General features: G+C 62.7%; 29 protein-coding genes. 16 read left to right on the top strand and 13 right to left on the bottom strand.

Annotated features, from left to right (window positions below; all coding sequences use genetic code 11):
• Window positions 1-126: 126 nt before the first annotated feature.
• Complete coding sequence (locus EAH75_RS06565; RefSeq protein WP_140650348.1) at window positions 127-732, bottom strand: GNAT family N-acetyltransferase; 606 nt, start codon at window positions 730-732, stop codon at window positions 127-129.
• Between the two features lie 186 nt (window positions 733-918).
• Here EAH75_RS06565 and EAH75_RS06560 point away from each other — a divergent pair, with 186 nt between their 5' ends.
• The gene (locus EAH75_RS06560; protein ID WP_140650351.1) at window positions 919-1,320 is read left to right on the top strand and encodes an MmcQ/YjbR family DNA-binding protein; all 402 of its coding nucleotides are present in this window, start codon (window positions 919-921) and stop codon (window positions 1,318-1,320) included.
• Window positions 1,317-1,709 (top strand): VOC family protein, encoded by a 393-nt coding sequence (locus EAH75_RS06555; RefSeq protein ID WP_140650355.1) that lies wholly within the window; start codon window positions 1,317-1,319, stop codon window positions 1,707-1,709. The genes EAH75_RS06560 and EAH75_RS06555 overlap by 4 nt, the downstream gene beginning before the upstream one ends.
• 4 nt (window positions 1,710-1,713) lie before the next feature.
• On the opposite strand, the gene EAH75_RS06550 is transcribed toward EAH75_RS06555, so the two are convergent.
• Complete coding sequence (locus tag EAH75_RS06550) at window positions 1,714-2,253, bottom strand: DUF2058 domain-containing protein (RefSeq protein ID WP_140804840.1); 540 nt, start codon at window positions 2,251-2,253, stop codon at window positions 1,714-1,716.
• Between the two features lie 149 nt (window positions 2,254-2,402).
• Window positions 2,403-3,314: a cation diffusion facilitator family transporter gene (locus tag EAH75_RS06545; protein ID WP_140650361.1), complete on the bottom strand. Its 912-nt coding sequence runs from the start codon at window positions 3,312-3,314 to the stop codon at window positions 2,403-2,405.
• Between the two features lie 144 nt (window positions 3,315-3,458).
• On the opposite strand from EAH75_RS06545, the gene EAH75_RS06540 reads away from it, so the two are divergent.
• Window positions 3,459-3,854: a VOC family protein gene (locus tag EAH75_RS06540; protein WP_140804838.1), complete on the top strand. Its 396-nt coding sequence runs from the start codon at window positions 3,459-3,461 to the stop codon at window positions 3,852-3,854.
• 40 nt (window positions 3,855-3,894) lie between these two features.
• On the opposite strand, the gene EAH75_RS06535 is transcribed toward EAH75_RS06540, so the two are convergent.
• Together EAH75_RS06535 and EAH75_RS06530 are read right to left on the bottom strand one after the other, a co-directional pair.
• The gene (locus EAH75_RS06535) at window positions 3,895-4,407 is read right to left on the bottom strand and encodes a Slp family lipoprotein (RefSeq protein ID WP_140650368.1); all 513 of its coding nucleotides are present in this window, start codon (window positions 4,405-4,407) and stop codon (window positions 3,895-3,897) included.
• A gap of 91 nt (window positions 4,408-4,498) precedes the next feature.
• Window positions 4,499-5,422 (bottom strand): 23S rRNA (adenine(2030)-N(6))-methyltransferase RlmJ, encoded by a 924-nt coding sequence (locus tag EAH75_RS06530; RefSeq protein WP_140650371.1) that lies wholly within the window; start codon window positions 5,420-5,422, stop codon window positions 4,499-4,501.
• 173 nt (window positions 5,423-5,595) lie between these two features.
• Here EAH75_RS06530 and EAH75_RS06525 point away from each other — a divergent pair, with 173 nt between their 5' ends.
• From EAH75_RS06525 to EAH75_RS06505, 5 genes are all read left to right on the top strand, one after another.
• Complete coding sequence (locus EAH75_RS06525; RefSeq protein ID WP_140650374.1) at window positions 5,596-5,934, top strand: hypothetical protein; 339 nt, start codon at window positions 5,596-5,598, stop codon at window positions 5,932-5,934.
• Window positions 5,935-5,992: 58 nt separating this feature from the next.
• Window positions 5,993-6,400, top strand: coding sequence for a hypothetical protein (locus EAH75_RS06520; RefSeq protein WP_140650378.1), 408 nt, complete (start codon window positions 5,993-5,995; stop codon window positions 6,398-6,400).
• Window positions 6,401-6,510: 110 nt separating this feature from the next.
• Window positions 6,511-8,268 carry a copper resistance system multicopper oxidase gene (locus EAH75_RS06515; protein WP_140804836.1) on the top strand — a complete coding sequence of 586 codons (1,758 nt, stop codon included), beginning with the start codon at window positions 6,511-6,513 and terminating at the stop codon, window positions 8,266-8,268.
• The gene (locus EAH75_RS06510) at window positions 8,265-9,398 is read left to right on the top strand and encodes a copper resistance protein B (RefSeq protein WP_140804834.1); all 1,134 of its coding nucleotides are present in this window, start codon (window positions 8,265-8,267) and stop codon (window positions 9,396-9,398) included. The genes EAH75_RS06515 and EAH75_RS06510 overlap by 4 nt, the downstream gene beginning before the upstream one ends.
• Window positions 9,399-9,407: 9 nt before the next feature.
• Window positions 9,408-10,040 carry a c-type cytochrome gene (locus EAH75_RS06505; RefSeq protein WP_140804832.1) on the top strand — a complete coding sequence of 211 codons (633 nt, stop codon included), beginning with the start codon at window positions 9,408-9,410 and terminating at the stop codon, window positions 10,038-10,040.
• A gap of 26 nt (window positions 10,041-10,066) precedes the next feature.
• On the opposite strand, the gene EAH75_RS19725 is transcribed toward EAH75_RS06505, so the two are convergent.
• On the bottom strand, window positions 10,067-10,273 hold the full coding sequence (locus EAH75_RS19725; RefSeq protein ID WP_170212690.1) for a hypothetical protein: 207 nt from the start codon (window positions 10,271-10,273) through the stop codon (window positions 10,067-10,069).
• Between EAH75_RS19725 and EAH75_RS06500 the strand changes: the two genes are divergently transcribed.
• Window positions 10,272-11,483, top strand: coding sequence for a hypothetical protein (locus tag EAH75_RS06500; RefSeq protein WP_241668901.1), 1,212 nt, complete (start codon window positions 10,272-10,274; stop codon window positions 11,481-11,483). The genes EAH75_RS19725 and EAH75_RS06500 overlap by 2 nt on opposite strands.
• A 37-nt stretch (window positions 11,484-11,520) precedes the next feature.
• On the opposite strand, the gene EAH75_RS06495 is transcribed toward EAH75_RS06500, so the two are convergent.
• From EAH75_RS06495 to EAH75_RS06480, 4 genes are all read right to left on the bottom strand, one after another.
• The gene (locus tag EAH75_RS06495) at window positions 11,521-12,450 is read right to left on the bottom strand and encodes a DMT family transporter (RefSeq protein WP_140804830.1); all 930 of its coding nucleotides are present in this window, start codon (window positions 12,448-12,450) and stop codon (window positions 11,521-11,523) included.
• 70 nt (window positions 12,451-12,520) lie between these two features.
• Window positions 12,521-14,686 (bottom strand): AsmA family protein, encoded by a 2,166-nt coding sequence (locus EAH75_RS06490; protein ID WP_140804829.1) that lies wholly within the window; start codon window positions 14,684-14,686, stop codon window positions 12,521-12,523.
• Window positions 14,687-14,951: 265 nt separating this feature from the next.
• A complete protein-coding gene (locus EAH75_RS06485; protein WP_140650399.1) occupies window positions 14,952-15,545 on the bottom strand; it encodes a class I SAM-dependent methyltransferase in 594 nt (197 codons plus the stop codon).
• 85 nt (window positions 15,546-15,630) lie between these two features.
• Entirely contained in the window at window positions 15,631-16,581 is a 951-nt protein-coding gene (locus tag EAH75_RS06480; RefSeq protein WP_140804828.1) for a peptidylprolyl isomerase, read from the bottom strand.
• 246 nt (window positions 16,582-16,827) lie between these two features.
• Here EAH75_RS06480 and EAH75_RS06475 point away from each other — a divergent pair, with 246 nt between their 5' ends.
• Window positions 16,828-17,181 carry a YkgJ family cysteine cluster protein gene (locus EAH75_RS06475; protein ID WP_140804826.1) on the top strand — a complete coding sequence of 118 codons (354 nt, stop codon included), beginning with the start codon at window positions 16,828-16,830 and terminating at the stop codon, window positions 17,179-17,181.
• Between the two features lie 87 nt (window positions 17,182-17,268).
• On the opposite strand, the gene EAH75_RS06470 is transcribed toward EAH75_RS06475, so the two are convergent.
• Entirely contained in the window at window positions 17,269-17,604 is a 336-nt protein-coding gene (locus EAH75_RS06470; protein WP_140804824.1) for a VOC family protein, read from the bottom strand.
• A gap of 57 nt (window positions 17,605-17,661) precedes the next feature.
• Complete coding sequence (locus tag EAH75_RS06465) at window positions 17,662-18,021, bottom strand: hypothetical protein (protein ID WP_140804822.1); 360 nt, start codon at window positions 18,019-18,021, stop codon at window positions 17,662-17,664.
• 534 nt (window positions 18,022-18,555) lie between these two features.
• Here EAH75_RS06465 and EAH75_RS06460 point away from each other — a divergent pair.
• From EAH75_RS06460 to EAH75_RS06435, 6 genes are all read left to right on the top strand, one after another.
• Window positions 18,556-18,864 (top strand): hypothetical protein, encoded by a 309-nt coding sequence (locus EAH75_RS06460; protein WP_140804820.1) that lies wholly within the window; start codon window positions 18,556-18,558, stop codon window positions 18,862-18,864.
• 24 nt (window positions 18,865-18,888) lie between these two features.
• Complete coding sequence (locus EAH75_RS06455; protein ID WP_140804818.1) at window positions 18,889-19,692, top strand: hypothetical protein; 804 nt, start codon at window positions 18,889-18,891, stop codon at window positions 19,690-19,692.
• Between the two features lie 62 nt (window positions 19,693-19,754).
• A complete protein-coding gene (locus tag EAH75_RS06450) occupies window positions 19,755-20,285 on the top strand; it encodes a hypothetical protein (protein ID WP_140804816.1) in 531 nt (176 codons plus the stop codon).
• Between the two features lie 66 nt (window positions 20,286-20,351).
• Window positions 20,352-21,059 (top strand): hypothetical protein, encoded by a 708-nt coding sequence (locus tag EAH75_RS06445; RefSeq protein WP_140804814.1) that lies wholly within the window; start codon window positions 20,352-20,354, stop codon window positions 21,057-21,059.
• A 419-nt stretch (window positions 21,060-21,478) separates the two neighbouring features.
• On the top strand, window positions 21,479-21,841 hold the full coding sequence (locus tag EAH75_RS06440) for a PadR family transcriptional regulator (protein WP_140650487.1): 363 nt from the start codon (window positions 21,479-21,481) through the stop codon (window positions 21,839-21,841).
• Window positions 21,841-22,764 carry a sensor domain-containing protein gene (locus tag EAH75_RS06435; RefSeq protein ID WP_140804812.1) on the top strand — a complete coding sequence of 308 codons (924 nt, stop codon included), beginning with the start codon at window positions 21,841-21,843 and terminating at the stop codon, window positions 22,762-22,764. The genes EAH75_RS06440 and EAH75_RS06435 overlap by 1 nt, the downstream gene beginning before the upstream one ends.
• Window positions 22,765-22,770: 6 nt before the next feature.
• On the opposite strand, the gene EAH75_RS06430 is transcribed toward EAH75_RS06435, so the two are convergent.
• Entirely contained in the window at window positions 22,771-23,973 is a 1,203-nt protein-coding gene (locus EAH75_RS06430; protein ID WP_140804810.1) for a DUF1501 domain-containing protein, read from the bottom strand.
• Window positions 23,974-24,000: the final 27 nt, after the last annotated feature.

The raw sequence follows: 24,000 nt of genomic DNA, 5'->3' as shown, positions 1-24,000 counted from the left end.
CGAGGAAGTCGAAGTGCAGACCCGGAGCCCCTTCGACTTCGGCCCGTGGCCTGCGCCCATAGCCTGCTCCCGGGCTCGATCCGGGGGCGAGGCGAATGGGGTGTGGTGCGGGTTGTGCCGCGACTGTCAGAGCTTCAGCGTGATCAGCGCGGTGCCCGGCTCGTCCGGCATCATCCGCTGGACGAAGCCCAGTTCCCGGCACAACTGCAGCATCGGGCGGTTCTCCAGCAGCACATAGCCCCACAGCTCGCCCAGGCCGCGGCGACGGCTGTCGTCGACCAGTCGCTGCATCAGCAGCGCGCCCAGGCCGAGGCGACTCCAGTCCTGTTCCACCAGCACCGAGAACTCGGCGCTGTCGATGGCCTCGTCGACATAGATCCGGCCCACGCCGCGCATTTCCGCGGGCTGCACCGATTCGTCCATCAGCACATATGCAGTCTCCAGCGCCGGGTCGATCCGGCATAACCGCTGCGCCATCGGCGCGGGCAGTTCGGACATTGCATGCAGGAATCGGCGGCGGATGTCTTCCGGCGACAGCCGGGTAAAACAACGCTGCATCGCGGCCACGTCGCCCGCCTCGATCGGACGCAACACCAGCTCGCGGCCATCCTCGGTGCGCACCTGCTCGCCATGCGGCGACGGCGCCACGCGCGGACGGGCGAAGCGTTCGCTGCTGCGCGGGGGCAACGAGGCGAAGCGGGACGGCGCGGAGAAGTCGATGGCAGGGATCATGGCAGCTCCATACTTTTGCGTATTGTGTGCAACGCAACATGAATTTGCAATGACGATTCATTCATTTGACCAAGGCTTGAGCCCGGTACGGGCACGAGCCATGTTGCGGTACGGGATGCTGCTGGCTTGGCAGACAGTCATTGCGGCGCAACGCACAATGCGATCTGGATTTCGATGGAGCAAGGCATGACCCGCAAACAGGCCAGCGGCCTCACCGCTGCACAGCTGGAGACTTTGTGCGGCCATTGGCCCGGGGTGACGCGTGACATCAAATGGGGCGCCGCCCTGGTATTCAGTGTCGGCGGCAAGATGTTTGCGGTAACCCCGTCCGACGGCAGCGAGGGCGGCCGGCTGTCGTTCAAGGTGGCAGACGATCGCTTCCTCGAACTCACCGACCAGCCCGGCATCACCCCGGCGCCGTACATGGCGCGGGCGCACTGGATATCGATCGCCGAGCCGCAGCGCTTCGGCACTGTCGAGCTGGAGGCGTTCATCCTCGATGCGTACATGCTGGCGCGTGCGAAGCTGACGAAAAAACTGCAGGCGGAGTTGGGTCCGCAACCGACAATCAAGGCAAATAAGAAATGAAACAGCATCTCGGCGCATTGGCGCTACTGGTCGCCGACTACGACGAGGCGATTGCCTGGTACACCCGCGCACTCGGCTTCGAGCTGATCGAGGACACCGACATGGGCGGCGGCAAGCGCTGGGTGCTGCTGGCGCCGCCTGGTTCCAGCGAGACCCGTCTGCTGCTGGCCAAGGCGAAGGGCGACGAACAGGCTTCGCGCATCGGCAACCAGACCGGTGGCCGCGTGTTCCTGCTGCTCAACACCGATGATTTCCAGCGTGACTGGCAATGCATGCGCGCCGCCGGCGTGCACTTTCGCGAGGAACCGCGCTATGAGGCTTACGGTACCGTCGCGGTGTTCGAGGATCTGTACGGCAATGGCTGGGACCTGCTGGAACTGAAGCGCTGACGCACTACCAGATCAGGTCGTCCGGCACTTCAAACTGTTTGTAGTACTCGTCGTCCTCGCCGTTGCCACTACCAGCCTCGGCGCGGCCGTGATCAAGCACGATCATCGCCGCATCGCGCGCATACACCTTGTCGGCTGCTATCCGCGGCAACAATTCGTAGCCCTGGTCGTGACGCACGATCACCAGCGAACCACTGGCCAGCTGTGCCCGCAGTGCTTCGTTGACCAGTACGTCCTTGATCGTTTCGCCGTCGGTAAAGCGATAGGCAATCTCACCCTCACGCTTCACCTTGTGCGCCTCGACGATCTGCCGTACCTGCGCATGCGCCTCGTTGACACGCACCTGTGCATTGCGCTCCGCCGCCAATGCGCGATCGCGCTCAGCCTTCTCGGCCTGCAACCGCAGCGCATCAATATGCTCGGCGCTCGGCGTCGCCGGCCCCTTGCCTTTGTGTTTCTTCGCCTGCTCACGCACCACCTGCGCTGCCTTGGCCTTGTTGACCAGACCGGCCTTGAGCAGTTGTTCTTGCAGGGGATTGCGCATGGGATGGTAAGGGCTGGGTTATGTCAGGGGCAGGAATTGTAGCGCGGCGGTTCGTGTGCAACCGTCTGATGGATTGCGCAGGCAAGTCGATCGGTTACAAGTTCGTTTGTCATCGAACGCCATCGATATCAGGGCTCAATCGCCACGACTCAATCCGCAAAGTCCGGCTCGAAGAAACTCCAGCGCACATCAGCGAACTCCGCCTTCATCGCGGCCTCGACGGTGTTGATCGCCTCGATCAGTTGTTGGTCTCCGCTGGCTGGCTGCATGCGTGCCTTTACCGCCACCATCACGTCGGAGCCCATCTGCAGCGTGATCAGGTTCAGCACCTCGGCGACTTCCGGGCGGCTCTTCAGGAAGGCCATCAGTTCGTCGCGGCGGCGCGGCTCCATGCCCTGACCGATCAGCAATGCCTTGACCTCGATCGCGACCAGCACAGCCACCACGATCAGCAGCACGCCGATGGCGATGGTGCCGGCGGCATCGAACATCAGGTTGCCAGTGAGCATGGTCATGCCGACCGCCAGTGTGGCCAGGCACAAGCCGATCAGCGCAGCGAGGTCTTCGCCGAAGATCACCAGCAGTTCGCTGGAACGGGTTTCGCGGAACCACGTCCACAGGTTCTGATCGCCGCGAGCCTTGTTGACTTCCTGCATGCAGCCGCGCATCGAGATGCCTTCGACGACGATGCCGAACACCAACACGCCGAGCGCCAGCCACGGCCATTTCAGCGGCTCGGGATTCGTGAGTTTGTGGATGCCCTCGTAGATCGAGAACATGCCGCCCACGCTGAACAACAGGATCGCGACGAGGAACGACCAGAAGTACAGCGCGCGGCCCCAGCCCAGCGGGAATTCGTCGGAGGGCGGGCGCTTGGCCTGGCGGATGCCGAGCAGCAGCAAGCCCTGGTTGCCGCAGTCGGCCAGTGAGTGCACCGCCTCGGCCATCATCGCGCCGGAGCCGGTGACGATGGCGGCGAACAGCTTGGCCACGAAGATGGCGAAGTTGGCGCCCAGCGCGAGCAGGATGGCCTTGATGGGATTGGCGGCGTGGCCTGACATGTTCGGTTCCTTCGAGGTTGGCCCCGAAGTGTAGGCTACCGAGGGAAATTCCGGCCACCCCACTGGACACGTCGCGAGAGAGGCCGATACAAGGCGCAGCGCACGCGGCATGCTGGCGTTTTCATCCCTTCGAGGAGTTGCTCCATGGTGTTACCGGTTTGCCGCAAGGCCACGCCCGTGCTGTTTGTCGAAACGATTGCTCCGAGCCTCGCGTTCTGGCGCGACCGGCTGGGTTACGCGGTGACGGCGGAGGTGCCGGGCGAGGGCGGGCCGGCGTTCGTGATCCTCGTCGGCAACGGCATCGAGTTGATGCTGCAGACCATCGCTTCGCTGATGGCCGATCCGCATGTGGCGGGGATGCACTGGCGGAGTGATCGCAGCTGCCTGTTCGTCGAGGTGGACGACATCGACGTGCTGGCCGCGGCGCTGGAAGGCTGCGAGATCGTGGCGCCGCGGCACGACACGTTCTATGGCGCCACCGAGATCGGCTATCGCGAACCGGGTGGCCACTTCGTCACGTTCGCGCAATTCCAGGGCTGATTCGGTGGCGGGCTGGCGAAGCGCCCGCCCGCCAGAAGGATCAGTGAATACCGACGCCCACGCCCAGGCCGAAGCGCACGTTGTTGCGGCCCTTGTTCATTTCTTCGGCCGTCCAGACGTGCGATTGCGCCGCGCTGACCAGCGGGAACACATAGTCAGCCTGGCCGACCTTGCCGGCGCGGCTGCCGTTGAGCTTGCCGCTGACCGTCATCAGGGCGCCAGCCGGGTAATCGAGCGGTTCGGCGTAGCCGGGCAGTACCGCGATGAAGCGACCGCTGCCGCTGTCGTTCGCCTTCGGACGCTGCGAGGCATCCAGCGGATAGGAGAGCAGCTCGACCTCGCTGTGGTCGGTGAAATTCATCACCTGCACGATGCGGCCACCCCAGATCACGTCGCCGCCGGCATAGCGTTCGGGTGACTGTGCTACCTGCTGCGGAGTGGCGACAACAGCTTGGGGAGCCGCCTTGTAGATGGGTGCCGGGGCGCAGGCAGCCAGGGTCAGCAAAACCAGCAGGGCAGGCAGGCAGAGCAGGGCGCGGGCAGCGGTACGCATGGCAGACTCCAGTGGCGACGTGACGGGGGAACTCGGGTCAATGGTCGTTACGCTACAACAAGCCGTGTCGGCGCAGCGCGTGCCGACAGCATCAGCGCCTGCGTGGGGGCGGCGGCCCGGGACGCAGCAGCCGTGACGGTGGCAGCGGACTCGGCGCGGGAGGTTCGGCGCCTTCCTGCAGCAGCCAGTCCAGTCTTACTTCGGCCGGGCGCTCCTGCGACAGCAGGCTGGCCAGCGCGCGCAGCGGCTCACGCAGCACGTCATCGAAGTTCCATGGTGCGTTGAGGATCACCATGCCCGAGCCATTGAGGCGCAGCGGTGAATCGTCCGGATGCACCAGCAGTTCGACGCGCAGCACGCGTTTGGCGTCGCTGCGTTGCAGGCCGCGCAGGAACGGTTGCACCTGGCTGCGCAGCTTGATCGGATACCACACGGCATAGACGCCAGTGGGCCAACGCTGCAGCGCCTCCTTCAGCGCCTTTTCGATCAGTTTGTATTCGGCTTCCTGCGCTTCGTACGGCGGGTCGATCAGTACCAGGCCGCGTTTTTCCTTCGGCGGCAGCAGCGCCTTCAGCGCCTCGTAGCCATCGCGTTGATGCACGTGCACCTGCGGATTTCCGCGGAACAGATCGCGCAGCTTGGAGGCTTCCTCCGTGTGCAGCTCGCACAGTTGCGCGCTGTCGTCGGGGCGCAGCAGCCGGGCGACCTGCAGCGGCGAGCCGGGGTAATGCTTCAGTCCCTGCTCGTTGCCTTCGCCACCGAGGATGCTGGCGCGCCAGCGTTGCAGCAGCGGCGGCACCTTTTCGGCCGGATGCAGCCGGGTGATGCCATCCTTGTACTCACTGGTCTTTTTCGCCTCGAAACCGTCCAGCAGGTAGTTGCCACTGCCGGCGTGGGTGTCGATGTAGCAGAACGGCGTCGGCTTGGCCTGCATTGCCTCGATCAGCGCGAACAGCACGGTGTGTTTCAGGACGTCGGCGAAATTGCCGGCGTGATAGGCGTGGCGATAATTCATGGCGGTCACGGCGGGCGGGAAGGCCCAGTATAGATGCGCCGGCGCCCAGCTCCCGGTCATGCATCACACGGCGCATAACCTTTCCTGCACATCAGGCGGTGCAGGCTCGGCGTGTTGCACAGCTGCAACCGGTCAGGCATTCGGCCCGACTGCCCATCAAGCGGAGCACCCTCATGAAGTTCTCACCGAAAATCATTGTTGCGACGGCCGCGCTTGGCCTTTGCATGGCGGCCACCACCGTGTATGCCCAGGATGCCGGAAGCATGAGCCCGGCATCTGCTTCGAGCAGCATGGGGCACATGGACAAGGGCATGATGCACAAGATGCATCGCGACAAGAACGGCAGCATGCACAAGATGGCTGCCTCCGTGACTACGGTCGACGCCAAGACCGGCATGGTCGGCGTGGATGCCGGGGGCATGGCGCTGACCGTGCATTTCCCACCCAAGTCGATGGCGGATCTCAAGGTCGGCGACAAGATCACGCTGCATATGGGCTTCAGCAAGCCTTGAGTCATTTGAACCCATCTCCAGAGTTGAGGGCGTCAGGTCACACCGGTAAGCTCGTCAGATGATCTTCTCGCTGCGCCTGCTCGCCCGTTCACGTCGCCTTCGGGCGATGGGCGTGCTGGCGTGGCTAATGCTGGTCATCAACTCATTGGCCGCTGCACCGATGGGCATGTCGGGGGTGCCTCACTCCCACCCCATGCACGCAACGGTTGCGGCGGCCAGTGAACACGGTCATCACCATGTGGCCGTCAACAAGGCGTCCGGGTCCTGCTGCGACAATCAGGCCGGTTTGTGCGGCGGCATGACAGGTCATGCCTGCAGTTGTACTGCGATGTGCAGCACGACCTTGCTACCCGGGGGGGCTGTTGTTCCGACCCCGACTGCGATCGTCGCCAGCTACGCCATGCCGCTACCCGGCAGCGCGCCATCGTTGAATACCGCCCCTCCATTGCGACCGCCGGCGGTCTGACTCTCCCTCGTTTTTGATGAGCTTTGCTCGTGGTCGTCGCGTGTCGGCGATCGTGGCAATCGGCTGTGATCAGTACGAACGCTCGATATCGCTTGCCCTGGAGAGATTCCATGAACCTGTTTTCCCCGCCCCCGGCAGATCTGTCGCGGCGTCGCTTCGTGCAGGGTGTCGCCTTCGGCAGCGCCCTGGCCGGTTTGGGCCTGCTGCGCCCCTCGAACGTCTGGGCGCTGACCAGCCCCGGCCAGCCCACGGTGCTGAGCGGCACCGACTTCGCGCTCGACATCGCCGAAACACCCGTCAGCTACACCGGCGCCACGCGCCTGGCGACCACCGTCAACGGCGGTATTCCTGGTCCGATCCTGCGTTGGAAGGAAGGCACCACGGTGAACCTGCGCGTGACCAATCGGTTGCGCGTGCCGACCTCCATTCACTGGCACGGCATCATTCTGCCGACCGGCATGGATGGCGTGCCGGGTCTCAGCTTCGATGGCATTGCACCCGGCGAAACCTTTCTCTACCAGTTCCAGGTGCGTCAGGCGGGCACCTATTGGTACCACTCGCACTCGGGCTTCCAGGAGCAGACCGGGCTATACGGCCCATTGGTGATTGAGCCAGCCGGTCCGCATCGCCATCCGGCCGATCGCGACTATGTCGTGATGCTCAACGACTGGACCGACGAAAATCCCGAGCGCATCTACGCCAGGCTGAAGAAGCAGAGCGATTACTACAACTTCGCCCAGCCGACGGTGCCGGATTTCTTTCGCGATGTGCACGAGAAGGGTCTGAGTCAGGCGCTCGCCATGCGCAAGATGTGGAACGAGATGCGCATGAACCCGACCGATTTCGCCGACGTCTCCGGTTACACCTATACCTACCTGATGAACGGTGCGGCGCCGGCCGGCAACTGGACCGGCATCTTCAAACCCGGCGAAAAGATCCGCCTGCGTTTCATCAACGGTTCGGCGCAGACGATTTTCGACGTGCGGATTCCGGGGCTGAAGATGACGGTGATCTCGGCCGACGGCCAGGATGTCGAGCCGGTGTCGGTCGACGAATTCCGCATCTCCGTGGCCGAAACTTACGACGTGATCGTCGAGCCGCAGGACGAGCGCGCCTACACGCTGTTCGCCCAGTCGATCGACCGCTCGGGTTACGCCCGCGGCACCTTGGCACCACGCGCTGGGATGCAAGCGGAAGTGCCCAAGCCCGATCCCGTCCAGTGGCTGGGCATGCAGGACATGATGGGCGCGATGGTGATGGGTGATGCCGGTCACGGCAACATGCAAGGGATGTCGGGGGCTGGCATGGACCATGGTTCGATGCCCGGCATGCCATCCGCTGCTGCACCCGTGGTGCGCCACGCCCGCACCGAATACGGCCCCGGCGTGGACATGCATGTGGACATGCCACGCACCAGCCTCGACGACCCGGGTATCGGCCTGCGCGACAACGGCCGACGCGTGCTGACCTACGCCGACCTGCACACGATCGGTGGTCCGATCGACGTGCGCGAACCCAGCCGTGAAATCGAGCTGCACCTGACCGGCAACATGGAGCGCTTCATCTGGTCGTTCGATGGCGTGAAGTTCTCCGACGCCAAGCCGGTGCATTTCAACAGTGGTGAGCGTCTGCGCATCGTGCTGGTCAACGACACCATGATGAACCACCCGATCCATCTGCATGGCATGTGGAGCGAGCTGGAGAATCCGGACGGCCAGTTCCAGGTGCGCAAGCACACCATCAACGTGCAGCCGGCGCAGCGCATCACCTATGCCGTGTCGGCCGACAATCCCGGCCACTGGGCGTACCACTGCCATCTGATGTATCACATGGAGGCAGGCATGTTCCGCGAGGTGGTGGTGTCATGAAAATGAGTCGCTGTAACACCTCATTCGTTCCGCCGCATTCCGCGTTGCTGGTCGCGCTGCTGCTGGCATTGCCGCTGACGGCATCGGCCCAAAGCACACCTGCCTCGTCCACCGGCACGGTGCCGATGGACATGAGCGCCATGCCGGGCATGGCGGCCCCGACCCAGGTCGGCAGTACCACAAGACCGGCAACGAAAGCGCCCGGCGCGAAGGAGAGGAAGAAATACGCGCCTGCCGAATCCACCTCCTCGTCCCATGAAATGAAGAGCATGAGCGACATGGATCATGATTCGATGCCAGGCATGGACCACGCAGCCATGCCAGGCATGAACCACGCAGCCATGCCAGGCATGAACCATGACGCTGGGCGAGACATGGGTTCGATCCCAGGCATGACCATGGGGCCGATGCAGGGTGGCAGTGCGCCGGCGGATGCACGCAGTGACGATTATTCCGACGGCGTTGCGGGCGGCTCCGTGCACGGGTTACACATGCACGGCAGCGCGCCGTTCGGCATGCTGCTGATTGACCAACTCGAAGCGTTCCACGGCCGCGATGCCAACGGCCAGAGCTGGGAGGCCGAAGGTTGGTACGGTAACGACGAGAACAAATTGTGGGTACGCACCGAAGGCGAGCGCAGCCGCGGCAGGCTCGAAGACGGTGACCTCGAAGCGTTCTGGAACCACAACGTGGCCACGTTCTGGAGCACCCAGCTGGGCTTGCGCCACGATGCCGGATTCGGGCCGGCGCGCGAGTGGGCTGCATTCGGCATCCAGGGGCTGGCAACCTACTGGTTCGACATCGAGGCGACTGCTTATGTCGGTCCCTCCGGGCGTACCGCCGCACGCCTGCGTGCCGGCTACGAACTGCTGTTCACCCAGCGGCTGATCCTGCGGCCGGAGCTGGAAGTCAATCTCCATGGCAAGTCCGATGCCGCGCGCGGCATTGGAAGCGGTCTCACGGATGCGAAGCTGGGGTTGCGTCTGCGTTACGAGGTCCGGCGGGAATTCGCGCCGTACATCGGCGTAGTCTGGACACGCCGCTTCGCTGCCACGGCAGATTTCGTCCGCGACGAGCATCAGGCCGTTTTCGACCGGCAATGGGTGGCCGGCGTCCGTATCTGGTTCTGAGGAAAGGTCATGAAACGATTTATCGTCACCCTCGCGATTCTCTGCGTCATCGTTGTCGCCGTTGTCGGCGCATTCGTCGAGTCGGGCGTCTACAACATCGGTGCCGACGACCACCACACCAAGCCCGTGTACGCGCTGATGCAGACCTTGCGTGCGCGCTCGATCGCGCATCACGCGCGGGACATCAAGGTGCCGAACCTCGACGACCAGCAACTGATCCTCAAGGGTGCCGGCCAATACGCGGCGATGTGCACCGGCTGTCACCTCAAGCCGGGCATGGCCGATTCCGAGATCCGCCCGGGTCTGTACCCGCAGCCGCCGAATCTGTCGCGGGAGCGAATCGAGCCGCGCGAGGCGTTCTGGGTCATCAAGCACGGCATCAAGATGAGCGCGATGCCGGCGTGGGGTGCCAGCCATGACGACGCCACGATCTGGAGCATGGTGGCGTTCCTGCGGAAACTGCCCGGCATGACCCCGGAGCAATACAAGGACATCGTGGCCAGGGCGCCGCCGGATGAAGACATGGACATGGACGATGACAACCAGGGCGAGACGCATCCCCACGATGCGGCGGACATGAAAGGCATGCTCATGCCCGGCGACGCTGCGCACAACGCCAACCCGGAAAAAACACAACCATGATCGCGCTGCCGGGATCGACGTGTCGTTCATCCGGACATGGCCTGCGGCGCATGAACGACCATCAAAGCCAGGTCGTACGACGGGGTTTTCCATCGTTCCGGGACCACGCCGAATGACCCTGTCGAGCATAGCGCCGTGAACCGGCCGCCGTTTTGGATGGCGGCGGAGTCGTGCGCCGTCGACTGTGCCTCCGTCGCGTCGATCGAGGCATTCAATAGCGAGTGCTTCTGCATGGCGGTCGACCCGCAAGCGCTGCATGCATCGCTTGACGCCGTGCTTGCCGAGCACGGGCTGTCCGCAACGCTGGCCGAATCGCACCCGCATTTGTTCTCGGCGCTGCCTGTCTACGTCTCACGTCGGCAGATCGACCAGATGGCCAGAGTGGTCGCCGCCGTCGAGGAGACGACCGCGTTGCCGGTCTACCAGTCGGCCGTGCTGGCATGGGCGCCGGAAATCGCCCGCTTCGATCCGGGCTCGCCGGGTGGATTGCTGGGGCTGGATTTTCATCTGGGTACGGACGGCCCGCGGCTCATCGAAATCAACACCAATCCGGGCGGCGTGTTGCTCAACGCGCTGCTCGGGCAGGCGCAGCGTGTGTGCATGCCCAAGACGACCAAACCGCCTACCGACGCGGCGCGGGTGGACGATGCGGTGCGACGATGCATGCTGACCGAGTGGAAGCTGCAACGTGGCTCCGCGCCGATGGGCTTCGTGGCTATCGTCGATGAGTCGCCGAAACAGCAATACCTTTACGCGGAATTCGTGCTGTTCCGCGAACTCTTTCGCCGGCATGGCTACCGCGCCGAAATTTGCGCGCCCGAGGAACTGCGGCTCGAACGCGGCCACCTGCGGCTGGGCGACAACCGGGTCGATCTGATCTACAACCGGCTGACCGACTTCGCGTTGCAGCAGCCTGCGCACGCCGTCATGCGCACGGCTTATCTGACTGGCGCCGTGGCCGTCAGCCCGCATCCACGTGCGCATGCGCTGTACGCGGACAAACGCAATTTGAGCCTGCTCGGCAACCGCGATTTCCTGGAGTCTGCTGGCGCAAGTCCGACCTCGACAGCGACCTTGAGCGCGGCCGTCCCCGAGACTCGTCTGCTGACGGCACAGAACCGCGACAGCATGTGGGCCGAGCGGCGCCACTATTTCTTCAAGCCAGCTGCTGGTTTCGGCAGCAAGGCCTCCTACCGCGGCGACAAGCTCACGCGTCGGGTATGGGACGACATCGCCGGTGCCAACTACGTCGCACAGGAAGTCGTGGCACCCAGCGAACGGCTTGGCGGGGCAAATACGGCTGCATTCAAGGTCGACATCCGCTGCTATGCCTATCGTGGCGAGGCATTGCTCTACGCCGCACGCATCTATCAGGGGCAGACCACCAATTTCCGGCCTCCCGGTGGCGGTTTTGCGCCCGTGTTGACGGACAAGGACGGTTGAGCATGCCGGGCCTGCGGCCGATTCGGCCACGCAGCAGTCAATCCACCATGCTGTGGCTTTCTGTGGTGCCGAGCAGCTCCGGTTGCTTCGTGCCGCGTTGCTGGCGATTCAGCAGCGGATGCACGAACACCGCGGCGAGGATCACCGCCACGCCGACGTAGAACCAGCGATCCAGTTCGTGTTGCTCGCCGAGCAGCACGATCGCCAGCACGATGGCGTAGACCGGTTCCAGGTTAGTCACCATCTGCGTGCCGAACGCACTCATGTGGCGCAACGCCACCAGTGCCAGCGCAAACGGCAGCAGCGTGCAGCCGAACGACAGCGCCAGCAGCAGCAGCGCGTCGTGCAGGCTCGGCAGCACGAAGGCCGGCCCGGCGTGCGGCAGCAAGGGCGCGAGCAGGGTGAGAAACACGGTGCCGGTGCCCAGTTCGATGAAGGTCACTGTCAGCGGATCGCCGTGTTCCACCAGCCGCTTGTTGAGCGCGCCGAAGAACGCCACTAATAACGCGGACAACACACCGACCGCGATGCCAAGGCGCATGTCGTGCGGCACGCCACCGACCACCAGCACCACCCCGGGAACCACCGCCACGCCGATCATCAGCTCGCGTGGGTCGAACTTGCGCCTGGCGATCCACGGTTCGATGAAGGCCAGAAATACCGGGCCCAACGCAATACACGTTGCCCCGACGGAAGCATTCGACAGCTTGATCGCGGCATAGAAACTCAGCCAGTGCAGCGATACCAGCACGCCGATGCCGGCATAGGCCCAGCGCAGTCGGGCGGGCATCGCAAACAGGCCGCGCCACACCTTTGGTATCAGCAGCAAGGTCACCACCACCAGCAGCATGCGCCACCACACCAGCGGCAACGCCGGCAGCGTGATCAGCTTGCCGAGGATCGCGGTGAAGCCCCACAGCAACACGCAGAAGTGAATCTGCAGACGGGCCTGGCTGACGGGTTGCATGGGGAGTTCGCGCGAAGGGGATACCGGCATTCTAGCGCCGGCATCGGTTGTTCAACGCACGACGGATCGGTTACTTCTTTCGTGGTGCAGCGTTGCGTTTGGCCGAAGGCATCATCTTGCCGGAGCTGCGCAACTGCTGCAGCACGGTGCGGCAGGTATTGTCGGTGTCGTTGTCATGGCTGGGCGCGATCAGCGCGAGCAGGGCGACCGGCGCGGCCACCGCGCCGAGTGCGATGGCGCCGGCACCACGGATCAACAGCGGGCCCTTCTGCACGCCCACGTTCGGATTCTTCAGCGTGCCTTTGACGTACAGCGGCGAACGCAGCGAGAAAACGCGGAAGCCCTTGGTATGCGGTTGCACGTCGAGGTCGAGTTTTTCGCTGGCAAAATCGATCGTGCCGTCCACGTTGATCACTGCGTCGTCGGTGTCGAACACGAACAGGCGCATGTCGAACAACCCTTTGCTGGCGGCCATGTCGCTGGCGGCGCAGTTGATCTTCACCGTCTTGTCGCCGAACAGCTTGCCGATGACGATGTTGCCCACGTTGAGTCCGGCCGTTTCCAGCAGATTCTTGCTGATCGCACCGTCATTCATCAGCAACTTCAGCTCGCCGTTCGCGCTGCCCAGCAACGCGGCGACCGAATTGCCGCGTGCATCGAGCGCCACATCGCCATTGATCTCGCCGAAACTCGTACGCATCGGCGCAAAGGTGGGAAACAACTGCTTGAGCTTGAGATGCCGCGCATTGAGTTTCAGCAGGCCGCGCATCGGTGTCTGGCTGCCGTCAAGGGTGAGGTTGCTGCTGACCGAGCCGCCGGCGAGGCCGAAGCGCAGCGGATCCAGGTACAGCGCGCCATTGTTCATGACCAGGTGCGTACTGAGCGAATCGATCGGCAGCGCCTCGCCGTGCACGATACGGGCGCCGGTGAAGTTCACGTCGGCATCCATCGCCTGCCAGCGCTCCGTGCGGAACGGTTCGACCGGCAGCAGCTTGTCGGCAGGTTGTAGCGTGCCGTCGCCGCGTTGCTGTTTTTCGGTATTTGAATCGGCGCCGATCAATGGCGCCAGATCGGCGAATTGCAACAGGTTCGAATGCAGGTCGCCGCTCAGCTTCGGGCGCGCGCCGCCGGTGACGAACAACAGATTGCCGGCCAGGTCGCTGCCACCCACGCGGCCGCGGAAATCCTGGTAGTTGAAGCGGCTGCCATGGCGATGCAGCTCGGCCTTCAGATGACCCTCGGTGGCGTACGGCGGCGTGTCGGGCAGGGTGATGCCGGTGATCGGGTACAATTTGGCCATGCTGGAGCCGGAAAACCACAGCCGCACGTCGAGCGCGCCCAGCTGCATCGGGTCGGTCAGCGTGCCGACCAGCGCGACGTGGCTGTCGCCGATATGCACGTCGGCCTGCACGGGGAAGGGTTCAGTCGTTTTCTGCAGCGCCAGCATGGCACCGGTCTTGCCGTGGCCCTTGAACGGGCTGCCCTGGTAGCTGCCTTCGGCGTGCCAGCCGAACTGATAGGCCGTCGCCGCGCTGGCGTGGCCGACCTGGTCCTCGCGGTCTTTCCCGGCATCGCGGCCCGCCATGGTTTTCTTTGCCGCAGCGCCGGCGGTCTTGCCCGCCTGCTCGCGCGCATCGGCGGACTGCTGCACCACGATCTGGTCGTACGGGATCGCCTCCTGCAGCGGCTCCACCGTCACCTTGAGTTTCACGCGGCTGACCGCGTCGTCGAGTGTGATGAACCCTCGATCGAAACCGATCGTGCCCAGATTCAACGTCCACGCCGATGGCGTCTGGCCCTGCGGCAGCACAAACGTCCAGGTGGCGCGCGATGACTTGTCGCGCTCCAGGTCGACGGTGGGATGCACCAGCTGCAGTGACGGCACGTCGATGCGGTGAACCAGCAGCGCCAGTGGCGATAGCCAGAAGCGCAACGCATCCAGCTGGGCAAATTGCGGTTGCGCCGCCCAGGCCGGATTGCCGATGCTGACCTTGTTCGCGGTGAACTGCGGCCACGGCAGCAGGGAGGCAAACCAGCCGCCACTGCGGTCGCGCTGCCAGGCCACCGTGAGATCGCCATTGATCGCGAACGGCCGTCCGATCGCCTGGCTCACCTTGTCGCTGATGAACGGCCGCATGCGGTTCCAGTCGAAGGTGGCGATCACGATCACCAGCACCGCGATCAGTGCCAGCAGCACCCCTGCCATCCAGCTCAGCACTTTCCTGCTGCGTTTCATCCGGTCACTCCGCGCATCGACTTCAGACAAATCAACCCTCCGCGCATTTCAGGCGTTGCGGGCACTGCCCATACTCATAACCGGTGGGATGAAAAGGTTATGTGGTGATGCCGGGCTGCTTTCATGCAGTGTTCACGCCAGCGTGCTCGCAAAGGGTTTGGCCAGGGCGTGCTTCTCCGGCGCTGATCGAGCGGCAGCGAAGAAGAAATTGTCCGTGTTGCCCGATGGTGAAGTCCGCCGGTGGCTTGATCAGAAGCCGTGGGCGTCAGACGGCGACCTGGATGTCGACGCAGCGGGTGATCCGGTAGACGGCGGCGGGCGGCAGGTTCAACAGCGCGCTGCCGACACGTTGCGCCTGCAGGTTCAGTCGTTTCAGCAGTGCGGCTGGCAGCGGGCAACGCGGGCCGTAGGTGAACTGGTAGAACATGCCGTCGCTGCGCAGCTGGCGTTCGAACACGCCTTGCACGATGGCAGCAACCTGCAGCGCCGGCATCGACAGCAGTGGCAGTCCGCTGACCACGGCGCAGGCGCGCTCCTCGCCGAACAGTGACTCGGTATTCCCCAGCTGCGCGGCGTCCATGCGCAGGATCGTGGCCTTCGGATAACGCCGGGCCAGCGCATCGGCGAAATGCGGGTCGGCCTCGATCAGCGCCAGCCGATGCGGCGGCACACCACGAGCCAGCAACGCCCGGGTCAGCGCGCCGGTGCCGGGACCCAGCTCGATCACCGGGCCATCCAGCTGGCTGACGTGGGCAGTCATCAGCCGGGCCAACGCTGCACCGGATGGCGTGACCGCGCCGATCCCGCGCGGATCGCGCAGCCATGCACGCAGAAAGCTCAGGGTGTCGTTCAACGCCATGCCACGATTTCCGCAGTGGACCACATGGTTTGCAAGGTAACCGACGCGGCTGAACAGAATGTTTGCCGGGTCGCGCTTGCGGGCATCAGTGGGTCGTCTTGATCGCTGGCGTCGGCTCACGTACCGGAACGTCGATGCTGCACAGGTCGACCTTGCCGGCCGGCAAGGCATAGAACGCGTTGCGGCCATTGCGTTTGGCGTCGATCAGCGTCGCGAAGGTGGGGCTGTCGGTGCGCAGCACTTCAATCGCCGGGCGATCTTTGGCCGGGATATCGGCGGCAAGCCGGACCGACCCGATGGTGATGCGCTGCGCCGGCTTGGTGTAGAAGCCCATCGGCTCGGCACCGCGCGGCAGGCCGGACAGCAGCGGCATGCCTTCGAGCACGCGGCCGGCGATCGCGAGGTTGCGATCCAGCCGGCGCGGCGCCTGGCCGATCACCGCGTACAGCGAACTGCCGCTGCCAGTCTGTGGATCGACGTCGCGCGCCACGCCGACGGCGCCGTAGCAATGGGTCAGCCATTCCTGTCCACTGGCCGGATCGCGCGCGGCCGGGAAGCCCTCGGAGAAGCCGACCTCGGGCGCGTACACATCGCCATCCGGCAACGCGGTCCACGCCAGTTTCGGATCGATCGGGCGGGTATATTCCGGCGGCAGCGTCTTGCTGGCCTTGCCCAGCGAACGGATCTTGCTCTTGTCGCCATTGTCGTCATCGTTGGGATCGCCCCACTGGGTGACGAAATTGTCCTGCACCCGGATGATCGCCAGCCCGTCGAAGTAGTGCTCGCGCACCAGGGTGCGGATGTTCGCCGCATGCAGCGGAGTGAAATCCGGTGCCAGCTCGATCACCACGCGGCCCTGCGGCAGCTGCATGTAGATCAGGTTTTGCGGATCGGGCTTGCGCCACTCGGCCGGTGTGGACTTGGCGAGGATCTCCTTCGCCGTGGGCGTGACCTTGGTCTGTTCGGCGGTCAGGGCCGGAAACGCCAGCAGAGTGCTGGTCAGCGCGAGCAAGGCAACGAGAGGGCGGCGGAGCATGGTGTTTCCCCTGGGCAACGAATGGCAAGACAGGCAACTTAGCAGGACAGGCCCGGGCATGGCACCCAACTGGAGGCATGCGTGGATATTCGCGGCCATGGGGCTGGCATGTGCGTGGCGGGCTTGTGCATGAACGGCAAGGCGAGCCCATGCGCGGCTGGAGTTGGCCGCGACCGCAGCGCGTCGTCTCGAAAACCGGGAGAATCGGGTCTGGAAACAGTCCGCAGAAGGATAAGGTGACGCGCCGTGACCCCCAACGATCGAAAAATCGAAAAGCTGCGTCAGCGCATTCCTTCCTTCACCTGCGTCGTCGGCTGCCACGACTGCTGCGGCCCGGTGACCGCATCCGCGGAGGAGGTGGCAAGGCTGCCGGTCAAAACCGAAAGCGAACACACCGCTGCGCTGGACCGCCTGGACTGCGTCTACCTCGGCCAGCACGGTTGCGAGGTCTACGGCCAACGCCCGCTCATCTGCCGACTGTTCGGAACCACCCCGCGCCTCGCATGCCCCAACGGCAAGCGGCCGGTCTACATGATCGACCCGGGAACCGAGCGGGAAATCCACCATTTCCTGGCCAACACGCGGCAGGTATTGCTGTGAGGTCGAGGGCACCTTCGGCAGGATCACGCGCGACCACATTCGCCACCACTACCCGACTCTGGCCGAGGCACGGTCGGGTGTCTTTGATTACATCGAACGTCCCCCAAGCCCCGCGTACAACGCGGAATCGAGGTTCGGGGTCGGGCCCTCAAGGCCTTGACTCAACAGTCCGCGAAAACGGGGTAGAACCCGATCGGCCTCACCCACTGAAAAGGCAATGTGTTGATAGGAGCGTTGGGCCAGCGGCTCGCCCTCCATGGCCGCGATCCACACACCGCCAAGGAGAAAAAACTTCTCTCGGGACAGCGAGTGATTTTGGCCAGCACTGTCATAGATCTCTCGTGCACCAAGCCCTTGGCACAGAAAGGTGGCCATACGCTCAAGGTCTTTGACGATGAAGGTGATGTGGCTGATGCCTTCCATTGGGGCTAACGCCTGAATTAAGCCGACCCGCGAAGCGGGTTCGGCTTGAATGAATTGTTAGGTGTCTGGCTGCACAGCCGGACATGCCTGCTTGAGTGCAGAAAATGCCAGCGTGTGCATTGACTCATGCCACCTTACGGGATTGGCGCGCACATACTGGTCGAGTACTGCGACCAGTTGCGAATCTGGCATGCCCGTGACGCACGTCTCCAGCCAAGTGACCTTCACCTTTGGTGCTCCAAAGAACGGCGACAGGAACATGCCATCTACAACGCCCATGGCATAGGCAGAGCGCTGAGGTTGGGTCATCTGTAGATAGGCTTGGCCGGTGACGAAGCCAGTCTTGATCTCGTAGGTCTGAGCTGGGGCAGGACCTGTTATCGCGAGCAAAGCCAATAGAAGCAACACGCGTCTCATAACTTCCTCCAGATGCCTAACTACCTAATAGACCGACCTGGGTCGGGTTATACATCTCGCATCAAGCGATACCCGCAGGTGCCAACCCATTGCACCACTTGACGTTGCCGACCCTGCGTCGGGTTATACATCCATCGCAGACCCCGATGAGGATCGTCCCACAATGAGCCTCATCGTGTCTTCGTGACCGGCTGCTTCGGGTCGCATGGCGACCATCGGGGGACCCTACCTACCGGTCATTCGATGGTCACCGGGCAAGGGGCACCATCCGGCCAGGAGCTGTCGGTTGCGGCTTCCACAAAGTTGCCGAATAGCAGTCGTTGGAAGGTTGCTTATTTGGTGCTTGCGGCGCCGCGAGGAAGCCTCCTTCCAGCCTCAGCTTTGTCCGGCTATACCGCTTATGGTTAGCCGGACGCTGCTCCGCGACGTTCCTTCTACATCATGGGGTTGTGCTACCGTTCGCGGAGTCAAGCACAGGATGTATAACCGGACCAACGGGTCCGTATATTCAATAGTTAGGCGCCAAGGACAGGAATGCGCATCCCAACGCAACTACGTCAAACACTGGTCGGCACCACGGTAGTTGGCGCGTTCTTTGGTGTGCTCTGCGCGCTTGGTAGCTTCGCGTTCTACTCCGAGTACGGTCCACGTATCGCAGGTGCGCCGCACGATGCTTGGGCCAATACGCTCCACGCCATCGGTACTTTCTTCTGGGTTACAGTTGGCATCGTTGTCGCGTTCGGCCTCCTGCCATCAGCCATTTCGTACGCGCTTACCAGGCTCTCCCGCAAGGCGTCTAACTCATCGTCCAAGCGGACGCGCGAAAAGCCGCGCGCCGCTTAACTCAGGCGTTAACTCCCACTGCCCATGCGCGAAGCAACCGCTCTTTCCAATATCGTCAATCAATCCGGATTCCCACTGCAACTCGCCATCGATCGCATGATTGGAGAGCGGGCACAGGAAATCCGATGGTCAGTGCTGTATCGCGAGCACGGATGGAAGGCACCAAATGGCGAGTCAGGTTTCGCCGATCTAGTCTTGGAGAACGCGTACAAATCCTCGGTGCTCGTAGTTGAGTGCAAACGGGTCCTCGACTCGGACTGGCTTTTTCTTGAAGAGACTGGGAAGACAAACGAGACACTGCAGACTAGAGCTTGGGTAAATAACACCCCAGATCATGGTAAGGCGTACCACGGATACTTCGACCTTCTAGCAAAGCCCGCATCCCCCAGCTCTATGTATTGTGTTGTCGCAGGGCAAGACACAAAAAGCCGCCCTTTGCTGGAACGAGTCGCTGCCGATATCACAAGCGCTACCGAAGCCATCGCCATCGAAGAGCACCCTCACATGCTGGCGAGGAAATACGGCTTCCGTACCTATTTGGCAGCAATCGTAACCACAGCTAGGCTTTCGGTAACTTCCGTTGATTCATCAAAGATCTCACTAGAGACAGGCGAAGCGCTCGATCTGCAGCATCGCGAGGTACCTTGGATTCGCTTCCGTAAGCAATTGTCCGCAGACTATGCCATCCCCCCACAGGATCTTGATTGGAGTTTCTCGGATCTAGCAACCGCCCGAGAAAAATCTATATTCGTAATCAATGCTAGTCATCTTGCTGATTTTATTAAGTCCTGGGACATCATAGATCGCAGCTTGCGGACTGTAATGTGAGGGCTATCAATTCATTCAAGCCGAACGCGGTTCGCGTGTCGGCTTAACTCAGGTGATGCCCTATGGAGGCTCCAGCAGTTCTTGGCTACGGGGATTTTCATGTTGAACCGTTCATTGAATATGTTCTACGTTGGCCCACCGAGCTAGAAGCGTTTCCCCGCTGCCTCATCGAGAACTGGGTATATCGTCACTGGTCGCAATTTCGCGATGATTGGATGCCTCAAGGGGCTCTTGAATGGTTATACGAGAAGGAAACCTTATCAAACGACGAAATCATGCAGATAGCCCACTTTGAAAACGATCTAAGAACGATGGATTACTGGGGTGATCAATTGTTCGTCGATAAGATGCGCAGGGACACTTGGCTGGCTAATTTCATGCTTGGATATGGAACATCACCTGTACCAATTCTAGTACTGCGGGCCGGCACAGACGTACGTCATCCACGGGCATTAGATGGAGAGAAGATCCTGGAGCCGTTTCAAATCGTTGAAGGACACATGCGCCTGTCATACCTTCGCGGAATGATTCGGCACGACCACGAACTTATAAGAGAGGAACACGATGTATGGGTCGCAACAGCGGGCATCTAGTAAGTCCATCGAGTCCGACGTGCACCATGTGCGCGCGGTTCAATTCCAGCGGTAGATCTTCGCTCTATGACTGAAACTGGTTACTTCTTGGCCGCCGACGTTCTCGGCTTCGGTCGCATCGTTAGAAACTCGAACGAGGCCGCGTTGGAACAGCGTGTTCAACGCTGGTCTGATCTCGTGGAGATGTTGGCCGATCGCCACGAGATTGCCCGCTTCCAACTAATCTCCGACACCCTATTCATTGGAGAGACTTCAACAGAGGGCGGACTCGCCAGACTTCTGAGCTTCTCGCGAGAACTCTTGACTGCTAGCTTGGCGAAGTCGCTTCCTATTCGCGGCGGCATCGTGCACGGCAGGTTTATGTGGGGAAAGCTCACGTTCGGGCAAGCTGTCATTGCGGCGCATCAGCTTGAACAGTCGCAAAACTGGGTGGGCGTCTCTTGCGCAGGCAATCTCCCGCTTATCGAGCGCTTCTGGTCCGTCGATCGTGTGGTTTGCTATCCACCTCCTTTGAAACGGGCACCGATGCAACTGCACCCGGTTGTCGCCTGGGAGGTCCCTAACAGTAGCGAGCTATTGCGCCTTCTAGTAGGCGGCGGTCTCACGAATGAAGGTGAACATGTGACCTGGGAGCTTGGCGAGAAGGCGAACAACACGGCGATGTTTGCTATGTACATCTCACTTCTCCGTGCGCAGGGCCTCGACTGCTCGAATTTCTATGGGTCTCTACCGGTTCAAGCTGTCGAGGCGGAGCTCGCAAAGACTCTGCGATGACATGACGATCGAACCACTCCATCGGCTGGCCGTCATCCAGTCAACTTCACCGTTTGGGCGCCGCCGCTCTGTCAAACCTTGAAGACGGGCCTGCCTGAAAGCAGCCGTTCGCGACCGGCTGTCATGGGTCGACTACGGTCACTCCTGCCGACGCCCTCAAGGCCTACTGACCGCCGAAGGCAAAAGCCCACCAGATGCCTGCATAGCAATCCCAGCGATGCTAAAGCTCATTACTAGCCGAGCCGGATGAAACCAATGTCTGTACACCCGCTCGAAACCAATGTTTGTACAACGCGTACATACATTGGTTTCATGCCCACCAGTCACCTGCGCGCGCAGGCATGACTTCAGGCCCATACACTAGTGTCAAGTTCACACTATGATTCACTCAACGCCAAGTGGCATTGCAGGTGAGCGCCGTGGATGACAGCAGCAGTCAGCTGAAGAAGTTCCAGAAGGAGCTTTCCAGCGGCACCGTGTCGCTGGTGCTGCTGGCCGTGCTGGCCCAGTCGCGCCAGCCGATGTACGGCTACCAGATCGCCAAGCGGCTGGAGGAAGTGGGCGAGGGCGTGCTGGCCGGCAAGCAGAGCGCGTTGTATCCGGTGCTGCGCAATCTGGAAGGCGCCGGCCTGCTCGTCAGCGAGGTCGAGCCTTCCGTCAGCGGTCCGCCACGTCGCTATTACCGCATCACCAAGCCGGGGCGCGAGGTGCTGCGCGAGTGGGTCGCTGCCTGGACGGCTACCCGCGATTCCGTCGATAACGTCTTGCAAGGAGGAGTGTAATGAACGCACCACGCACCATCAATGATTATCTTGACCAGTTGCGCAGTGCCTTGCGTGGCGCCGATCCTGCCCTGGTCCAGGACGCGTTGTACGACGCCGAGGAGCATCTGCGCGCCGAACTGGCCGAACAGCCCGACCGCGATGAAGCGACGATGCTGGAACATGTCGTCGGCAGCTACGGCGCGCCGGACGAAGTGGCGGAGATCTATCGCGATCAGGAGATAAAGATCCAGCGCGCGATCCGCCCGCCGCCGGCGCCGCCACGTCGCTCGCTGGCAGGCCGATTCTTCGGCGTGGCGACCGATCCGCATACTTATGGCGCGCTGTTCTACATGGTGCTCGCACTGGCTACCGGGATCTTCTATTTCACCTGGGCGGTGACTGGTCTGTCACTGTCGGCCGGCCTGGCCGTGCTGATCATCGGCATCCCGTTCATGGTGCTGTTCCTGGGCAGCGTGCGCGGGTTGTCGCTGCTGGAAGGGCGCATCGTGGAAACCATGCTCGGCGTGCGCATGCCGCGCCGGCCGCCGTATCCGTCGCAGCAGGGGCTGCCGTTGATGAAGCGGATCGGTGCGATGTTCACTGATGGCCGTACCTGGGGCACGCTGTTCTACATGCTGCTGATGCTGCCGCTGGGCATCGTCTATTTCACGGTCACGGTGACCTTGCTCAGCGTGTCGCTCAGCTTCGTTGCGGCACCCATCCTGAGGTGGGTATCGGATCAGTTCCACTGGCAGACCGATACGTGCACCGGGGCACCCGCCGGGATCTGTGCCGGTGTCGAGTGGCTGAACAGCTGGAGCGGTTCCGTCACCCTGTGCATCCTCGGCGTCGCGTTGCTGTTCGCCACCCTGCATCTGGTGCGCGGCATGGGCCGGCTGCACGGGCAGATCGCGAAGCAGTTGCTGGTGCGCGGGAGCTGAGCGCCGTCACACCAGTTGCAGATCCTTCGGTTTTGACGCCGGAAAGACGGACTGCAACTGGCTGCCCGACAGGCCCCACACGCGACCGAGCACACCACCGAGCACGTCGCGGTAATTGTTGAGCGCGGGATAGTCGCGGTCCTGCAGCAGGTTCTGCTGGTTGACCACGATCTGTTCGCCGGCGATGCGGCCGCCGTTGACCTTGCCGCCAAGCACCCAGTGCACGGTGCCGTGGCCGTGATCGGTACCCTTGTCGCCGTTCTCGCGGAAGGTGCGCCCGAATTCGGAAATCACCACGACCACGGTGTTGTTCCACTCGTCACCCAACGCATCGGCATAGGCGGCCAGCCCGCCGCCGAGATTGCGCAGGTTGTTGGCGAGACCGCCGGTGACGCTGCCCTGGTTCACGTGGGTATCCCAGCCGCCGATGTCGATGAAGCCGAGCCGGTAGCGGTCGCGCATCAGCGTGGCGATGCGCTGCGTTTCGCTGGCAAAGCCTTTTGCGCTGGGCGCGCCGCGACTGGCGTGAACCATCTCGTCGCGCAGATCCTGCGAGACGGTGTTCGGCAGGGCCAGGCCATCCGCGGTGGCGGCGGCCAATGAGGTGCCCTGATACATCTGGCTGAGGATCGCCGACTGGCGCGCGTCGAAATGCGATTTGGTGTCGCCTTTCAGCGAGATGTTGGGAATGTCCGTGGTCGCGCCCTGAAAACTCAGCGGCAGCGATTTGGTGAACGCGATCGGCGGCGTGCCTGGCAAAGCTCCAGCCAGCCGGGCGAGAAAGCCGGAACGGAAGCCGCCGCGATTTGCGGTGGGTTCGCCGGATTCGATGTTGTCCTGGGTTTCGAAATGGCTGCGCGAAAGATCGTCGGTGCCGGCAAACGGCACGAAGGCGATCTGCTTGCGTTGCCACAGCGGGTAGATCGAATCGCGCAACACCGGGTTGAGTCCCCAGTTCGCATCCAGCGCGATCGCGCTATCGGGATTGCCCGGATCGGGTCGGGCAATCGCCAGCGTGGGTCGCGATGCGTAGTAGAAGTCGCTGCCGTGCGGCACCAGCAGGTTGTTGCAGTCATAGCCACCACGCAGGAACACCAGCAGAAAACGTGGCGCGTTGGCCGGTGTGGCGAACAGTTTCCCGGAGAACGACAGGGCCGGTAACACCGCAGCGGCACTGGCAGCGGCGAGCAGGAATTCACGGCGGTTCATGGCATGCCTCGATGAGGTGATTACGGT

Origin of the sequence: Rhodanobacter glycinis (assembly GCF_006438785.1) — a bacterium.
Classification (GTDB): domain Bacteria; phylum Pseudomonadota; class Gammaproteobacteria; order Xanthomonadales; family Rhodanobacteraceae; genus Rhodanobacter; species Rhodanobacter glycinis_A.
This window is presented reverse-complemented; position numbering and strand designations above follow the sequence as displayed.

Bases quoted from the DNA above. Each gene is read 5' to 3' on its own strand.
- EAH75_RS06565 (WP_140650348.1), bottom strand. From the start codon at position 732: ATGATCCCTGCCATCGACTTCTCCGCGCCGTCCCGCTTCGCCTCGTTG.
- EAH75_RS06560 (WP_140650351.1), top strand. From the start codon at position 919: ATGACCCGCAAACAGGCCAGCGGCCTCACCGCTGCACAGCTGGAGACT.
- EAH75_RS06555 (WP_140650355.1), top strand. From the start codon at position 1,317: ATGAAACAGCATCTCGGCGCATTGGCGCTACTGGTCGCCGACTACGAC.
- EAH75_RS06550 (WP_140804840.1), bottom strand. From the start codon at position 2,253: ATGCGCAATCCCCTGCAAGAACAACTGCTCAAGGCCGGTCTGGTCAAC.
- EAH75_RS06545 (WP_140650361.1), bottom strand. From the start codon at position 3,314: ATGTCAGGCCACGCCGCCAATCCCATCAAGGCCATCCTGCTCGCGCTG.
- EAH75_RS06540 (WP_140804838.1), top strand. From the start codon at position 3,459: ATGGTGTTACCGGTTTGCCGCAAGGCCACGCCCGTGCTGTTTGTCGAA.
- EAH75_RS06535 (WP_140650368.1), bottom strand. From the start codon at position 4,407: ATGCGTACCGCTGCCCGCGCCCTGCTCTGCCTGCCTGCCCTGCTGGTT.
- EAH75_RS06530 (WP_140650371.1), bottom strand. From the start codon at position 5,422: ATGAATTATCGCCACGCCTATCACGCCGGCAATTTCGCCGACGTCCTG.
- EAH75_RS06525 (WP_140650374.1), top strand. From the start codon at position 5,596: ATGAAGTTCTCACCGAAAATCATTGTTGCGACGGCCGCGCTTGGCCTT.
- EAH75_RS06520 (WP_140650378.1), top strand. From the start codon at position 5,993: ATGATCTTCTCGCTGCGCCTGCTCGCCCGTTCACGTCGCCTTCGGGCG.
- EAH75_RS06515 (WP_140804836.1), top strand. From the start codon at position 6,511: ATGAACCTGTTTTCCCCGCCCCCGGCAGATCTGTCGCGGCGTCGCTTC.
- EAH75_RS06510 (WP_140804834.1), top strand. From the start codon at position 8,265: ATGAAAATGAGTCGCTGTAACACCTCATTCGTTCCGCCGCATTCCGCG.
- EAH75_RS06505 (WP_140804832.1), top strand. From the start codon at position 9,408: ATGAAACGATTTATCGTCACCCTCGCGATTCTCTGCGTCATCGTTGTC.
- EAH75_RS06500 (WP_241668901.1), top strand. From the start codon at position 10,272: ATGGCGGTCGACCCGCAAGCGCTGCATGCATCGCTTGACGCCGTGCTT.
- EAH75_RS19725 (WP_170212690.1), bottom strand. From the start codon at position 10,273: ATGCAGAAGCACTCGCTATTGAATGCCTCGATCGACGCGACGGAGGCA.
- EAH75_RS06495 (WP_140804830.1), bottom strand. From the start codon at position 12,450: ATGCAACCCGTCAGCCAGGCCCGTCTGCAGATTCACTTCTGCGTGTTG.
- EAH75_RS06490 (WP_140804829.1), bottom strand. From the start codon at position 14,686: ATGAAACGCAGCAGGAAAGTGCTGAGCTGGATGGCAGGGGTGCTGCTG.
- EAH75_RS06485 (WP_140650399.1), bottom strand. From the start codon at position 15,545: ATGGCGTTGAACGACACCCTGAGCTTTCTGCGTGCATGGCTGCGCGAT.
- EAH75_RS06480 (WP_140804828.1), bottom strand. From the start codon at position 16,581: ATGCTCCGCCGCCCTCTCGTTGCCTTGCTCGCGCTGACCAGCACTCTG.
- EAH75_RS06470 (WP_140804824.1), bottom strand. From the start codon at position 17,604: ATGGAAGGCATCAGCCACATCACCTTCATCGTCAAAGACCTTGAGCGT.
- EAH75_RS06465 (WP_140804822.1), bottom strand. From the start codon at position 18,021: ATGAGACGCGTGTTGCTTCTATTGGCTTTGCTCGCGATAACAGGTCCT.
- EAH75_RS06460 (WP_140804820.1), top strand. From the start codon at position 18,556: ATGCGCATCCCAACGCAACTACGTCAAACACTGGTCGGCACCACGGTA.
- EAH75_RS06455 (WP_140804818.1), top strand. From the start codon at position 18,889: ATGCGCGAAGCAACCGCTCTTTCCAATATCGTCAATCAATCCGGATTC.
- EAH75_RS06450 (WP_140804816.1), top strand. From the start codon at position 19,755: ATGGAGGCTCCAGCAGTTCTTGGCTACGGGGATTTTCATGTTGAACCG.
- EAH75_RS06445 (WP_140804814.1), top strand. From the start codon at position 20,352: ATGACTGAAACTGGTTACTTCTTGGCCGCCGACGTTCTCGGCTTCGGT.
- EAH75_RS06435 (WP_140804812.1), top strand. From the start codon at position 21,841: ATGAACGCACCACGCACCATCAATGATTATCTTGACCAGTTGCGCAGT.
- EAH75_RS06430 (WP_140804810.1), bottom strand. From the start codon at position 23,973: ATGAACCGCCGTGAATTCCTGCTCGCCGCTGCCAGTGCCGCTGCGGTG.